Origin of the sequence: Paraclostridium benzoelyticum, from assembly GCF_001006285.1 — a bacterium.
Classification (GTDB): Bacteria; Bacillota; Clostridia; order Peptostreptococcales; family Peptostreptococcaceae; genus Paraclostridium; species Paraclostridium benzoelyticum.
Window position 1 is genome coordinate 1 of the sequence record NZ_LBBT01000296.1, and the last position, 15,151, is coordinate 15,151.

12 protein-coding genes are annotated in these 15,151 nt (G+C 28.1%); 2 read left to right on the plus strand and 10 right to left on the minus strand.

Features of this window, described 5'->3' with window-relative positions; genetic code table 11:
* Window positions 1-58: 58 nt before the first annotated feature.
* The gene (locus tag VN21_RS14875) at window positions 59-781 is read left to right on the plus strand and encodes a DUF4184 family protein (RefSeq protein WP_046823956.1); all 723 of its coding nucleotides are present in this window, start codon (window positions 59-61) and stop codon (window positions 779-781) included.
* A 67-nt stretch (window positions 782-848) separates the two neighbouring features.
* Here VN21_RS14875 and VN21_RS14880 read toward each other — a convergent pair whose 3' ends face one another.
* The 6 genes from VN21_RS14880 to VN21_RS19285 form a co-directional block, all read right to left on the minus strand.
* Window positions 849-5,171, minus strand: a complete 4,323-nt coding sequence (locus VN21_RS14880) for a 2-hydroxyacyl-CoA dehydratase (protein WP_046823957.1) — start codon at window positions 5,169-5,171, stop codon at window positions 849-851.
* 185 nt (window positions 5,172-5,356) lie between these two features.
* A complete protein-coding gene (locus tag VN21_RS14885; protein ID WP_046823958.1) occupies window positions 5,357-5,908 on the minus strand; it encodes a class I SAM-dependent methyltransferase in 552 nt (183 codons plus the stop codon).
* Window positions 5,909-5,937: 29 nt separating this feature from the next.
* Window positions 5,938-6,252: a pyridoxamine 5'-phosphate oxidase family protein gene (locus tag VN21_RS14890; RefSeq protein WP_084822219.1), complete on the minus strand. Its 315-nt coding sequence runs from the start codon at window positions 6,250-6,252 to the stop codon at window positions 5,938-5,940.
* A 110-nt stretch (window positions 6,253-6,362) separates the two neighbouring features.
* The gene (gltS, locus tag VN21_RS14895; RefSeq protein ID WP_046823959.1) at window positions 6,363-7,595 is read right to left on the minus strand and encodes a sodium/glutamate symporter; all 1,233 of its coding nucleotides are present in this window, start codon (window positions 7,593-7,595) and stop codon (window positions 6,363-6,365) included.
* A gap of 190 nt (window positions 7,596-7,785) precedes the next feature.
* Entirely contained in the window at window positions 7,786-8,610 is an 825-nt protein-coding gene (locus tag VN21_RS14900; protein WP_046823960.1) for a DUF2971 domain-containing protein, read from the minus strand.
* A 307-nt stretch (window positions 8,611-8,917) separates the two neighbouring features.
* The gene (locus VN21_RS19285) at window positions 8,918-9,046 is read right to left on the minus strand and encodes a hypothetical protein (RefSeq protein ID WP_263329478.1); all 129 of its coding nucleotides are present in this window, start codon (window positions 9,044-9,046) and stop codon (window positions 8,918-8,920) included.
* On the opposite strand from VN21_RS19285, the gene VN21_RS19490 reads away from it, so the two are divergent.
* Window positions 9,031-9,663 (plus strand): metal-dependent hydrolase, encoded by a 633-nt coding sequence (locus VN21_RS19490; RefSeq protein WP_046823961.1) that lies wholly within the window; start codon window positions 9,031-9,033, stop codon window positions 9,661-9,663. The two genes, VN21_RS19285 and VN21_RS19490, sit on opposite strands and share 16 nt — an antisense overlap.
* A 73-nt stretch (window positions 9,664-9,736) precedes the next feature.
* Here VN21_RS19490 and VN21_RS14910 read toward each other — a convergent pair whose 3' ends face one another.
* The 4 genes from VN21_RS14910 to clpB form a co-directional block, all read right to left on the minus strand.
* Entirely contained in the window at window positions 9,737-10,846 is a 1,110-nt protein-coding gene (locus VN21_RS14910; protein ID WP_046823962.1) for a glycoside hydrolase family 10 protein, read from the minus strand.
* A gap of 142 nt (window positions 10,847-10,988) precedes the next feature.
* Window positions 10,989-11,132 carry a DUF4177 domain-containing protein gene (locus VN21_RS18465; protein WP_142730124.1) on the minus strand — a complete coding sequence of 48 codons (144 nt, stop codon included), beginning with the start codon at window positions 11,130-11,132 and terminating at the stop codon, window positions 10,989-10,991.
* A 19-nt stretch (window positions 11,133-11,151) separates the two neighbouring features.
* Entirely contained in the window at window positions 11,152-12,297 is a 1,146-nt protein-coding gene (locus tag VN21_RS14915; protein ID WP_046823963.1) for a DUF362 domain-containing protein, read from the minus strand.
* 177 nt (window positions 12,298-12,474) lie between these two features.
* Window positions 12,475-15,069, minus strand: a complete 2,595-nt coding sequence (gene clpB, locus VN21_RS14920; RefSeq protein WP_046823964.1) for an ATP-dependent chaperone ClpB — start codon at window positions 15,067-15,069, stop codon at window positions 12,475-12,477.
* Between the last annotated feature and the right edge of the window lie 82 nt (window positions 15,070-15,151).

Consider the following 15,151-nt stretch of genomic DNA (forward strand, 5'->3'; position numbering starts at 1 on the left):
ATTTTATTTATTTATATTATTATATTAAAATGAAATAAAAGTTTAAGGAGAATTTTTTATGCCATTTACATTAGCTCATCCAGCTGTAGTAATTTTTTCAAAAAACAAAAACTTTAGTTCATTAGGATTGATTCTAGGCTCTATGGCACCAGATTTTATATATTTTTTATTATTTAATCCAAGCAGTGATTTAGGACATACACTATTAGGATTTTTAATTCTTAATCTTCCAATATGCTTTTTGTTAAACTACCTAATATTAAAGTTCATAAAAAATCCATTTATAATTAATCTCCCTTCTAAGATCTGTAACTATTATACATATCTTATAAATTATGATTTTAATTTTAAAAGTCCTAAAGATATTTTTGTATTTACATACTCATGTATAGTCGGAATGCTAACACATATAATCTGGGATGCATTTACCCATAAAACAGGTTATTTTGTTGTTAACATAAATCTATTAAAAGAATCTATACATATACTTGGTTATCAAGTTCCCTTTTTCAAATTGCTTCAACATGGTAGCACACTATTAGGTTTTTTTGTTATTTTATATTACTTCTATACTATAAGAAGGTATAGTAACAAACATATACGATCAAATAAATTTCAATATCATTTAACAGCTATTTCGATACAAATTTTAATTATTATTTTAAGCTACCTTATATTTAAAAATTTTGGAATAGGTAGATTTGTAGTGACTTTTATGAATGGATTGTTTTTAGGATATTTAACCTCATCAATTATTTATAGATCCAAATTATTGAAATAAATTTTATTATATAAAAATAAGTAGTTAACGATGTAAATTAGTTTCACTCCGTAACTACTTATTTTTATTAAGCTAATGCTTCTTTTTCTGTATCTTCAGGCTCTATACTTTCAGGTTTTAAAGTTTCAATATTCACATTATTACATTCTAAATTTTTAAATGATGTTGAAAGCATAAGTTTTATTCTATTTAACTGATTTACTTCGCTAGCCCCTGGATCATAGTCTATTGGAACAATATTGGAATCATCGTAAATTCTTTTTAATTCCTTAATTACTCCTTTTCCAGTTATGTGATTAGGTAAGCAAGCAAAAGGTTGCATGCAGATAATATTTTTCACACCACTTTCGATAAGTTCCATCATTTCAGCTGTTAAAAGCCATCCTTCCCCAGCTTGATTTCCTAGAGAAATTACATTAGATGCTATACTTCCTAGAGTTTTAATATCTTTTGTCTTACTAAATCTCTTACTACTTTCCAAAGCATTCATATAATGCTTTTGATATTTTTCAATTGCACCTATCCCAAATTTACCACCTAGTTTTTTATATTTTTTATCTAAATGATTATCAGCCTTGTAATATGTATTAAAACAACAACTTAAAAAGAAATTCATAAGTTCTGGAACAACTACCTCAGCTCCTTCAGCTTCCAACACATCTACAATGTTGTTATTTGCCAATGGATGAAATTTAACTAAGATCTCTCCAACTAATCCAACTTTAGGTTTTTCGACTTGTACTATAGGTAAATTATCAAAATCTCTTACTATATTATATATGTTTTCTTTAAACTCAATAAAGCTTCCTCTTTCTAAACTCTTTTTACAAATCCTTATGTATTTTTCATATAGTTTATTAGCACTTCCCTTTACTTTTTCATATGGTCTAACTCTATATAAAACCTTCATAAGCAAGTCTCCATATATGGCTCCCATTAAAACTTTATTTACTAAGCTTAATGAGAAAGCACTATATAAATTGCTCTTTTCTTCTCCATTTATAGATAAAGATAATACAGGTACATCTTCATATCCTGCATCACTTAAAGCTTTTCTTAAGAAACCAATGTAGTTAGTAGCTCTGCAAACCCCTCCAGTTTGAGTTATAGCCACCGCAGTCTTACTTAAATTATATTCCCCACTTTTTAATGCTTTAATAATTTGACCTACTACAATAATCGCTGGATAGCAAGCATCATTATTAACGTATTTCAATCCTTCTTCTACAGCACCTTCATAATCTTTTAGTAATACCATATTATATCCACATGATCTTACTCCATGTTCTACTAAATCAAAGTGTATAGGTGACATTTGAGGAACTAAAATATTATAATCTTCTTTTATAGCTTTAGCTAAACTTCCTCTTTTATATTTTTTTTCAACTTTTATAATTTCTATATTATTTTTATCTCTTTCTTCTATGGCCGCTTTTAACGATCTTAATCTTATTTTAGCAGCTCCTAAATTATTTCCTTCATCAATTTTTATACAAGTGTATATTCTTCCCTCACTATTTAAAAGTTCTTGAACTTGATCAGTTGTAACTGAATCAAGACCACAACCAAAAGAATTTAACTGAACAAGTTCTAAATTTTTTGAATGACTAACATATTTTGCAGCTCTATATAATCTTGAATGATATGCCCATTGATCTACAACTCTTAAAGATTTATCTATTTTGCCTAAATGGCATATACTATCCTCTGTTAGGACTGCCATATCTAAAGAATTTATAAGTTCTGGTATCCCATGATTTATTTCTGGGTCAATATGATACGGTCTTCCTGCTAAAACAATACCCTTCATATTGTTTTTTTCTATTAATTTTAATGCTTTTTCACCCATATTCTGTATGTCTTTTTTAAATTTTTCATATTCTTTAAAACCTAGATCTACACTTTTACTTATTTCATCTTTACTTATTTCTATAAAATCTTTATCATATAATTTAATTTTATTTAACTCTTCAAAAAGACTTTTCTTTAATGCTTTTTTATTATTCATTGGTAAAAACGGATTAATAAAATTAATATTTTTATCTCGTATTTCACTAATATTATTTTTTATAACTTCTGAGTATGACATTACAACAGGACAATTAAAATGATTATCTATATTTTCAAACTCTTTGTGTTCATGTCTTATACATGGATAAAAAATTGTTTTAACTCCTTTTTCAATTAAATCATTTATATGACCATGAACTAGTTTTGCTGGATAGCAAACTGATTCAGAAACAATTGAATCCATACCTTTTTCATAAATTTGTTTAGACGATTTTTCTGATAAAATAACACTAAATCCTAAGTTTGTAAATATAGTGTGCCAGAAAGGATAATTTTCATACATATTTAAAACCCTAGGTATACCAATAGTTTTTCGCTTTGCATATTTAGCTTCTACGCTTTTATAGCCAAATATTTTTTTATATTTGTATTCAAATAGATTTATATGTTTATTTTCATTAACTTCTAATCCTGACCCTTTTTCACATCTATTTCCTGAAATAAACTTTTCTCCATTTCCAAAATTATTTATAGTAAGTAAACAATTATTAGAACATTTTCCACATCTTGCAGTAATAGTTCTTAGCTTTATATTATTTATATTATCTCTATCTAACAATAATGTAGTGTTCCCTTTTTTATATTTTTCTTTTGCAATTATACTAGCTCCAAATGCACCCATTATTCCTGCAATATTAGGTCTTACAACTTCTCGTTCCGTTAGTATTTCAAATACCCTTAATACAGCATCGTTATAAAAAGTTCCTCCTTGAACAACAGGGTATTGTCCAATATCTTCTTTAGATTTTGCTTTTATAACTTTATATAATGCATTTTTTATAACTGAATATGATAATCCAGCACTTATATCACTTACCGAGTTACCTTCCTTTTGAGCTTGTTTTACTCTTGAGTTCATAAATACCGTACATCTAGATCCTAAATCAACTGGATTTTCAGAGTATAGAGCTTTTTTAGAAAATTCTTTTATATCAAGTTCTAATGATTTCGCAAAAGTTTCTAAAAACGACCCACACCCCGAAGAGCAAGCTTCATTTAATATTATAGTTTCGATAACTCCATTATTTATCTTTAGACATTTCATATCTTGCCCGCCTATATCAAGTATAAAGTCTACATTTGGAGAGAAAAACTTAGCTCCCTTATAATGCGCTACCGTTTCTATTTCTCCTATATCTATCTTTAACGCTTGTTTTAGTAAAGCTTCTCCATATCCTGTAACTGCTGAATTCACTATTTTAGCTGTATTTGGTAAGTTTATATATATATCATTTAAAATATCTATTGTAGAGTTTAAAGGGCTTCCTTCATTGCTTTTATATGCTGAATATAGTAAATTGCCATCATCATCAATTAGAGCTACCTTAGTTGTTGTAGATCCTGCGTCAATACCTAAAAAGCAATCTCCTGAGTAATTTGATAACTCTTTTGTAGTAACTATATTCATACTATGTCTTTCTTTGAATTTTTCATATTCTTCTTCGTTTATAAATAAAGGCTTTAATTTACTTTGAGTGGTATTTTGAGTTTCTTTTGAGTTCTTTAAGTTTAATAATAAGTCACTTATCATAAATGTTTTATTATTTGTATATGAAAGAGCTGCTCCTATAGCTATGTACAGTTGAGCATCTTTAGGAAATATAATATCGTGTTCGTCTAAGTTTAGCATATCTATAAATGATTGTCTTAGTTGGGATAAAAAGTATAGCGGTCCTCCTAGAAAAGCAACTTTTCCCTGTATTTTTCTTCCACAGGCTAAAACACTTATAGTTTGTACTGCTACTGCATGAAAAATACTCATTGCTATATCTTCTTTTCTTGCACCCTCATTTATCAATGGCTGAATATCTGTTTTGGCAAATACTCCACATCTAGCAGCTATACTATATATATTTTTATAATCTTTTGCTAGTTCATTTAACCCGCTAGCATCAGTCTTTAATAAAGATGCCATTTGATCTATAAAAGAACCAGTTCCTCCTGCGCAAATTCCATTCATTCTTTGTTCTATTCCATTAGTTAAATAGATTATCTTTGCATCTTCTCCACCTAATTCTATAACTACGTCAGTATCTGAATTATAAACTTCCACAGCTTTAGTGCTTGCTATTACCTCTTGTACAAAATCTACACCTAAGTTATTTGCTAAATTCATTCCTCCTGAACCAGTTATAACTACAGAAACGCAACTATCTCCTATACTTCTATAAGTGTCTTCTAGAATTTTTATTACAGCGTTTTTTATATCAGATAAATGTCTTTTGTATTTTTTAAATACAATATTGTTGCGCTTATCTAATACTACTAATTTTACAGTAGTTGATCCAACATCAATTCCTATATGAAAAGTTTCCTTCATACACATCACCTCATTATTCTAGTTGTATTTTGATTGTTTTTGTATTTTAGAATTGAAATTTAAGAATAATTATTGTTCCTTGTAATATTTACCACAAAAGATGCAATGTTAAACATATTTTACTATATTTATAATATAAAAAATAAAAGAGACGTTTTATAAAACATCTCCCTTGTTAATACCTATTAATATCCAATTAGACAAACTAAATCTTCTGATGCATCTATTTCTTGTATATTTTCAAATCCAGCTTCTTTTAAATCATTTACTATCTTATCTTTTTTTACAAAATGTTTATGTGATCCTTCTTTCCAATCACATATAAGAATTTTACCATCTTCATTTAAAACTCTTTTTGCATCTTTTAAGAGTACTATTGCGTCATCTAACTCATGATGCACAGTTATCATAAATACTAGATCTGCTAAGTTTTCTTTAAGTGATATACTACTTTCTTCCATCACACTAGCTTTAAGTCTTCCATGTAATCTTGGAATGCGATTTAAATTTATCCAATCTATCATTTCTCTTGATATATCTAATGCATAGCAATTAGATTTTGGAATAAGCTCTAGCAGTTTTTCTGAAAAAATACCTGTTCCGGCACCTATATCTACTAACAAACTATTATCTCTTAGTTTCAAGTTTTCCACTATTTTTTCTAAGTCTATCATCTCTATCCTATGAGGATTATTCAATTTTTCTAATTTTTTAATATTAAATTTATGTCCACTCATAATTCACCTCAATATGTTAAGTTTTATATTTATATTATAGCTTTGCCTGAAATTTTATCAATACTCATCTTTATTACTCTAGTTTTGTCTCCAGCATTTTTTATGTAAAATTTACCTTTATCTATAAAATTAGGTGAGTATTTTTTCAATAGCTCTAGTAAAGCTTCATTTTTTTCTTCTCCAAAAACTTCATTAGCCTCTCCAAATAAAATAGTACTTTCATATTTTGTGCTAAATTCTTCTGGAATTACACAAGTTTTTCCTACTACATAAAATGAAACTTTGTTATTATAATTAATGTTTTCTAGCTTTTGTCTTTCTTTTCTTCTCATTTGCTTAAACATATCTACAAGTCTCCTTTTATACAGTTTAGTAAATTATAGCACTTATAATATTTTTTGTGAATATTTATCCACCCTATTTATTACCAAATTATATTTTTTACTTTGGGTAGTTAACTAAAAAAGTTTATAAAAGTTACAATTGTCGGTATTCCCACTAAATCTACTAAAAATGCTCCAACTAAAGGTACTATTAAAAAAGCCTTTGTTGAATTTCCATACTTAGAAGTTACAGAATTTATATTAGCTAGTGCATTAGGAGTTGCTCCAAGTCCATGACCTAACATGCCTGAAACCATAACTGCCGCATCAAAATCTTTTCCTAATAATCTAAATCCAATAAATATTCCATATAATGCTATAAATATAACTTGAGCAAGAACTATTGCTATCATCGGTCCTGCAAGTCCTGCTAATTCCCATAATTTTATACTCATAAGTGCCATTGTTAAAAATATTCCTAAACAAACATTGCTTATTATATCAACTGAATATAGATCTATTTTCACAATATTTATCTTGTCATTTAAATTTCTAAATAAAACTGCAACAAACATCGCACCTACATATCCTGGAAGTACTACACCTGTAGCATTTGAAAACCATGATCCAAATAAATTTCCAATAGTCATGCAAGATGCTATAACTGCAATTTGAGTTATCATAGTACTTGAATTGAATGAGTCACTTAATTTTATTCCTGCCGTTTCTTCTACAGATATATTTTTATCATGTTCTTCTACTAATGGTTTTAAATTGTACTTATCTATTAAATATCGAGAAGCTGGACCTCCTATAATTCCTCCAAAAATAACGCCAAATGTCGCTGCTGCCATACCTATTGTAAGCGCGCCATTTACCCCTAACCCTTCTATGGTTGCCCCAAAGGAAGCTGCATTTGCATGACCACCTTCCATAGAAACACCTCCACACATAATACCTATAAGAGGGTTTATATTTGTTAGCTTTGCCCCTATAATACCTATTACATTTTGAAATATAGCAAGTCCTCCACACAATATCCAATAAATTATTAATAATTTTCCACCCTTTTTTATAAGAGAAAAGCTAGCTCCTAATCCTATCGTGGTAAAGAAAGCTATCATAAACGGTGATTGTAAAGTTGTATCCATCTCTAAGTTAAATAAATTTACAGTCTTTGAAATAAATATTATAATTGCAAATAAAAGCCCTCCTATAACTGGCCCTGGAATGCAAAATTTGTCTAAAAAACTAATCTTTTTTCTTAAGTAATTTCCTAAAATCAAAAGTAATGTAGCTAGTGCTAAAGTTGCTATCATGTCCAAATTCACAGTAAAAATTTCCTTTGTAATTTCAAATTCCATGAAATCCCTCCTAGTTTATATAATATTATTAAATACCTATTCAATTTGTTTATTCTATATACCTTGTTTTAATCATATTTTAAATATGATTAATCTATTTCAATCATGAATAGTTTTCGTCTATTTAAGGGAATTTTTAGTAATTAAAACTTCCTTAAGCACAAAAAAGGTATAAAAATTTTTAAAATTTCTATACCTTTTTTGGTATCAATCTAAAATCAATACCTTTAGAATATTCCATTTTGTAGACTTTGCACTTTAGTTTTTTAGAAATTTCTATAACTCTTTCTATATTTTCTTTACTACAGTCTTTGCCTAAATAAATAGACTTTACTTTCATTAGGCTTTTTTCTATACCACATTCTCCACTATTGCTTTTTAATATAATTCTCCATTCATTTTCATATTGCCAGCTTTTATGTTTCATTGTCAGTGTGAAGTATAACAAAAACATAGAATCTAGTTTTAACTCATCATTATTTATTAGATTAGATAAAGTATTTTTCAAAACTTCAGTTATTTCTACTTTTTTATCTATATAACTTACTTTTAATAAGCAATCATAAAAATCGCTGTTTCTATCCAAATTGTCTATATCATATTCAATACACATACCCCTATGGTTATCTCCATAATGAGTCCATAGAGGTATGTTGTATATACTAGTACTTAGAGATAGTATTTTTATGTGGTCGCTAAAGCTATTTAAAACTTTATCTATCTTACTTATTATTTCTAATTTTGATAAGTTATTTGCTGGACAATATTCTCCTTTTAAGAAGCGTATTATCTCATCTTCATTATAATGTACTGGTAGTAAGTCAAAGGGATCATTTAAATGCTCTCTATTTGAAAAGTATAGTTTTCCATCTTCTAAATTTTTCAGTCTATTTTCATCTATTTTTTGGTATTTGTATAGCTTACTTGGAACATGTATATTTTTTAACTCTTTAGCTTCTTGCACTTTTCCTTTAGTATATAGTTCGATAAATTTTTCTTCCCATTTTATTTTCATATATTTGTCTTTCCTTGATTTAATAATTATTTATTATTTCATTCTATATACTAATAATTATGTGCACATATTTAAATAAATATAAGGCTAGAAAATTTTATATCCTTATATTTATTTTTTACGCTTAAGGAATTTATGATTAACGAATATTTGTGAATAACTTATAAAGTATAGTCATATCAAAATCTTGATGAAAGTAAAAAATGACATTTTGAGCAACTGACGAAGTCGTTTAAGTAACGGGACAAGAGTTTATCGAGTGGACGTTGACGATATTAAATTTGAGCGACATGAGCGAAGCGAATTTTTATTTAGTTTTTATAACTTCTATAGCTTTTTCTAAAAGTTCATCTCTTCCCTTTTTTATTCCATCTATAGTTGACTTTATGTAACTTTTCCATATTTTTTCAGAATAATTCAATGAAAAATTTTCCATATTTTGAATATAATCTATGGGAGGTGATTTTAATTAAATATGACACTCATATCAATGGCGGTATATTTTTAGGTATGTTATTTTTAGGTCCATTTTATAATTACATAATTTCCAATTTCAATTTAATAGAAATTTCTATTTTCCTGTTATTATATATTTACTTCTTAAAGTTAGGCTCTATTTTCCCTGACATAGACTGTCCACAATCTTATATAGGAAAAAAGTTTAATATTTTATCTAAAATAATTAATAATAAGTTTCACCACAGAGGTTTTACTCACAGTGCCTTATTTATATATTTCTTAATTTTTATATCATTGTTAATAGATATTGGATTTAAACTATTATATCCGTACATACTTGTATTCTTAGATGTGTATATATTTATAATGTTTTATGGTTTTATATTAGGTTGTATATCTCATATACTTTTGGATATGTTCAACTCTAGTGGAGTTTGTCTTTTTTATCCATCTTGTAAAAAATATAGATTACCTTTAGCTCCTGTAATAAAGGTTGGTTCTAATGCTGAAATTTCGCTTAACTCTTTTTTGAGTTTACTTACAAATATTTTAATTGTAATGTATATTTTTAATTTAATTGAATATTTAGCATAAAAAAACCCTTATAATAGTTTTTTTAAACACATATTTCTATTGTTTAAATAAATCTTATTATAAGGGCTATTTTTTATAAGATACATGCCTTTTCTGAATATGCCTTTTCTAATTGTTGGACTATACCTTCATTATTACTAGCTATATCTCTATAACTAAATAATATATTTCCTTTAACCTCTGGGTACTGTCTATTTATAGCAATTTGTTTGTCTAACTCTTTAGCTGTCTCTGCCTTATTTATACTTTGTGCAATATATAGTTTTACATTCGTACCTTCCACTACATTAGACCACCATCTAACTAGTGTTTCATACGGATTTTTTTTGTCGTTAGTTGCCCAATATATTTGTGGTGCTATAAAATCTACAGTTCCTTCTTGTATCCAAGTTAGAGGGTCTGAGTATAAAGCGTAATACCCTTCTAGCGCATTTGTATTAGATCCATTTATATCACTGCTTTTATTCTTCCATACTGGGAAAGGACTTATTCCAAACTGAACCTTTGGATTTGTAGCTTTTATAACTTTATATATAGTTTTTATTAAATAATTTATAGCTGATCTTCTATAATCTCCAATATTTACACATTCCCAGCATCCACATTTACAAATCCATTTACACTCACATTTTGGCATAGGATAACCTTCTGGATAGAAATATTCATCAAATATTATTCCGTCTACATCATAATTAGAAACTATTTCAAAAACTGTAGTTGCTAAATAGTTTATTACCTCTCTATCTTCGGGATTATATGAAAGTGCATCATTAAATTCCAAAATCCAGTCAGGATTTAATTTTGCTGGGTTATTGTCTGCTAACACACTTAGATCAGTTCCTTTAGTAGTTACTCTATATGGATTTAGCCATCCATAAAATTTCATATTTCTTTTATGTGTTTCATCTAACATAAATTGAAGTGGGTCATACCCTGGATCTTTTCCTTGTGTTCCTGTAAGGTATGATGACCATGGATTGATTTTTGATTTGTAAAAAGTATCTGATGTAGGTCTAATTTGAACCATAACTACATTAAAATTTAGACTTTGCAATTTATCTAATAACTGTATAAATTCTTTCTTTTGTGCTTCAGCATCATTTTTTGTCTTGGGCCAATCTATATCATACACTGTTGCTACCCATACACCCCTAAACTCGTATAGTTTGCAGTCTACCCTCATGAAACACTCCCCCTAAAATAAATTTTGTGCTTTTACATTACACTGACACTTTTTATTATATGTATTTTATTAGAATTTTGTTAAACACTATTTTAAAAAGCTAGTTAAAATAAACAAATTCATTTCAACTAGCCTTTTATGCTTATATATTTATTTCTCTCTTTAAATACTGTCTTCCACGTTGATCTATTGCTACTAATTCCCAACCTTCTTGACCATATTTGTTTAGTTCATCTTCTATATCTAATCCTTCAAGTGTTAATACTTGATATTCAAATCTTTTCATATTTACTCTCCAATTATTATTATTTTATTAACTTAAATACTATGCTTCGTTTTATATCTATAGCTTTTTTAGGACATAATTCATGGCAGCAAAAACATCTTATACATTTACTTAAATCTATTTCTATTTTTGAATCTAAACTTATAACCTTTGCTGGACATGCCTCTATACATTTTTTACATTTCACGCACTTATTGTAAGAAACAACTGGTTTTGGAGTTAATAATTTTGTAAGAGGTTCATGTATAAACTTAGGTAAAGTTGATGATAGTAATCTAAAATCTTTGCTTGTTTTTGGTATTTTAAAATCCTTTACAACAAATTGACTTATATCATCACCTATTGTTTTAACATCACTTAAATCGTTCTTTATGTATCCCCTTTTTATACTTCCTCTTACAGTTGGAACCTTGTTTATATCTAAATTTATAAGTTTGCAAGCTATTGAATCTAACGCATATGGACTTGTTGATACTAAGGTTGTTCCAATATGTCTCGGATTTCCTGCAGAAGGTCCTTCTCCTTCCATGCCAACAATTCCATCCATAATAGTTAGTGTTGGATTTACATATGAGCATATATCTAATAATACATCTTCACAAAATATTTCTTCACTTGGAAATCTATAATGTATTTCTGCTTTTTTTAATCCAGCAATAGATCCATATAGATTTTTAACTCCTCCAGTAAATGTAGCCATACCATGAGTCTTTAATTTACATATATTAATTATATGGTCAACTTCTTTTATTGGAGTTATTATATCCATAAATCTTAATGCTTTAGAGTTTTCATTTTCTACTTTTACTTCACTCACATCATAGTTTAGAGTTATTCCTAATTCATCCGCTATATCTTTCATCCCAGTTGATTTGTATATACCTTTTAAAGCTGATGTAGTATATGGCCCTCCTGGACTATCAGCAATTACTATCTCACAATTTAATTTAAGAAGCATTTCACATACAACTTTAACTACTATTGGATGTGTTGTTGTAGCTTCTTCTGGTATTTTTTTCATAAGTAAATTTGGTTTTATTAATACTTTGCTATTTGGGTTTATATATTTTTCTATTCCGCCAATATCTTCTAAGTTTTTCTCTATTGATTTTTTTATATTTTCATAGCAATAGTCATCACATTTCCTTATTGATACAAATTTCATAATAATCCCCTCTTTTAACCATTTAAATTACATTCTTTTTTTATTTTAGCATAAAAAAATTTGGTACGTTTATATTTAAAGTTATATAGCGTTACAATTTTGTCACTCAAAATTTAAAATTACACAAAAAGTACTACCTAAGTTTTAGGTAGTACTTTTCAATCTTGTTTCATTAAACTATTTTACATATATGTTTATATTTTCATTTTCTTCATCAACTACTATAGTGCATCCGTTATATATTTCTCCTGCTATTAACTTTTTAGCTATCATAGTTTCTAGTACATTACTTATATATCTTTTTAATGGTCTAGCTCCGTAAATTGGATCATATCCTTCTTTAACCATTATGTCTTTTGATCTTTCTGTAACTTCAATTTCTATGCTCTTATCTTGTAATCTATTTCTTAAAGATTTCATAAAGATGTCTATAATTTGTTTTATTCCTTCTTTATCTAATGGTTTAAACATTATAATATCATCAACTCTATTTAAGAATTCTGGCTTAAATCTTCTCTTCATTTCGTTCATAACTAATTCTTTAGCTTCATCATTAATATCTTCTCCAGCTTCTAATAAATATGAGCTACCTATATTTGAAGTCATTATTATGATAGTATTTTTAAAATCTACTGTTTTGCCTTTATTGTCAGTAAGTCTTCCATCATCTAATATTTGAAGGAATAAGTTAAATACATCCTCATGTGCTTTCTCTATCTCATCAAATAATAATACAGAATATGGATTTCTTCTTACAGCTTCTGTCAATTGTCCACCTTCCTCATATCCTACATATCCTGGAGGAGGCCCTATAAGTCTTGATACTGCATGTTTTTCCATGTATTCTGACATATCAATCCTTATAATATTGTCTTCACTATCAAATAGGTTGTTAGCTAGAGTTTTAGCAAGCTCTGTTTTACCTACCCCCGTAGGTCCTAAGAATATAAATGAACCTATTGGCTTATTCTCATCTTTAAGTCCTGCACGAGCACGTATTACCGCATTACTTACAGCAGTTACAGCTTCGTCTTGTCCAATTACTCTTTTGTGTAGTTCATCTTCTAACTTTAATAGTTTTTCTCTTTCTCCCTCTACAAGTTTAGTAACTGGTATACCTGTCCACTTAGCAACTATTTGAGAAATTTCATTTTCTGTTACTTCTTCTTTTAATAAAGCATTTTCATAGCTTTCTTGCATTTTTTCTTCATGTGCCTTTATTTGTTCTTCTAATTTAGGTATTACTCCATATTTTAGTTCTGCTGCTTTGTTAAAGTCATACTCTCTCTCATATTTTTCAACATTTCCTTTAGCTTCATCAAGCTGTTCTTTTAAATTTCTTATTTCTAATATTTGACTTTTCTCTTTTTCATACTTAGCAGTCATTTCGTCGTTTTTAGATTTTAATTCAGCTAATTCTTTTCCTAGTTTTTCAAGTCTTTCTTTACTTTTCTCATCATTTTCTTTTAGCAATGCTTCTCTTTCTGTTTCTAATGTTAATAACTTTCTTCTCACTGTATCAAGCTCTGTTGGAAGAGAATCTATCTCACTTCTAATCATAGCTCCAGCTTCGTCTATTAAATCTATAGCTTTATCTGGTAAAAATCTATCTTGTATATATCTATCCGATAATTTTGCAGCTGCAATTATAGCATTATCATGTATTCTTATTCCATGATGAATTTCAAATCTTTCTTTAAGTCCACGAAGTATTGAAATTGTATCATTAACACTAGGTTCTTCAGCCATAACTGGTTGGAAACGTCTTTCAAGAGCCTTGTCTTTTTCAATATATTGTCTATACTCATCAAAAGTAGTTGCTCCTATACAGTTTAGTTCTCCACGAGCTAACATAGGTTTTATTAAATTTCCTGCATCCATTGCTCCATCAGTTTTTCCAGCTCCAACTATTGTGTGTATCTCATCTATAAATAAAATTATCTTACCTTCTGCACCTTGTACCTCTTTAAGAACTGCTTTTAATCTTTCTTCAAACTCACCTCTATATTTAGCCCCTGCAATTAAAGATCCCATATCTAATGAGAATATTACTTTATCCTTTAATCCTTCAGGGACATCGCCTCTAACTATTCTTTCAGCTAGTCCTTCTACTATGGCTGTTTTACCAACTCCTGGCTCTCCTATTAATACAGGATTGTTTTTAGTTCTTCTTGATAATATTCTTATAACTCTTCTTATTTCTTCATCTCTTCCTATTACAGGGTCTAACTTGTTTTTCTTAGCTAATTCTACCAAGTTTGTAGCATATCTAGCTAATGCTTCATAAGTTCCTTCTGGATCTTGAGTTTCTACTCTTTGATTTCCTCTAACTTTTGATAGTACATTTAAAAAATCATTCTTATTTATATTATATTGCTTTAATATCTTACCTATATTTGTTTTTGATTCAACTTCCATTATTGCAATCATAACATGTTCTACACTTATATATGCATCTTTAAATTCTTTAGATATTTCTTCTGCTTTAATTAAAATTTCATTTATCTTTCTTGTAGCTGTTACTCCTTGTGAATTTATACCTTCACCATGTATTTGTGGTAATTTATTAAGTTCTGAATTTATACTGTTATTAAATGCATCAACAGACACGTTCATCTTTTCTAGTATATTTGGAATAAGACCATCCTCTTGATTTACAAGTGCACTTAATAGATGTATTGCATCCACTTGTTGATTATGATTTTTTACCGCTATATTAAAAGCTTCATTTAAGCCTTTTTGTACTCTTACTGTCATTTTTTCTATATTCATATACACAATACCTCCGTTATCTATAATATATATTAATTATTTATAAGTAATAATTTCTAAATTATTTTTATTATCACTCTTT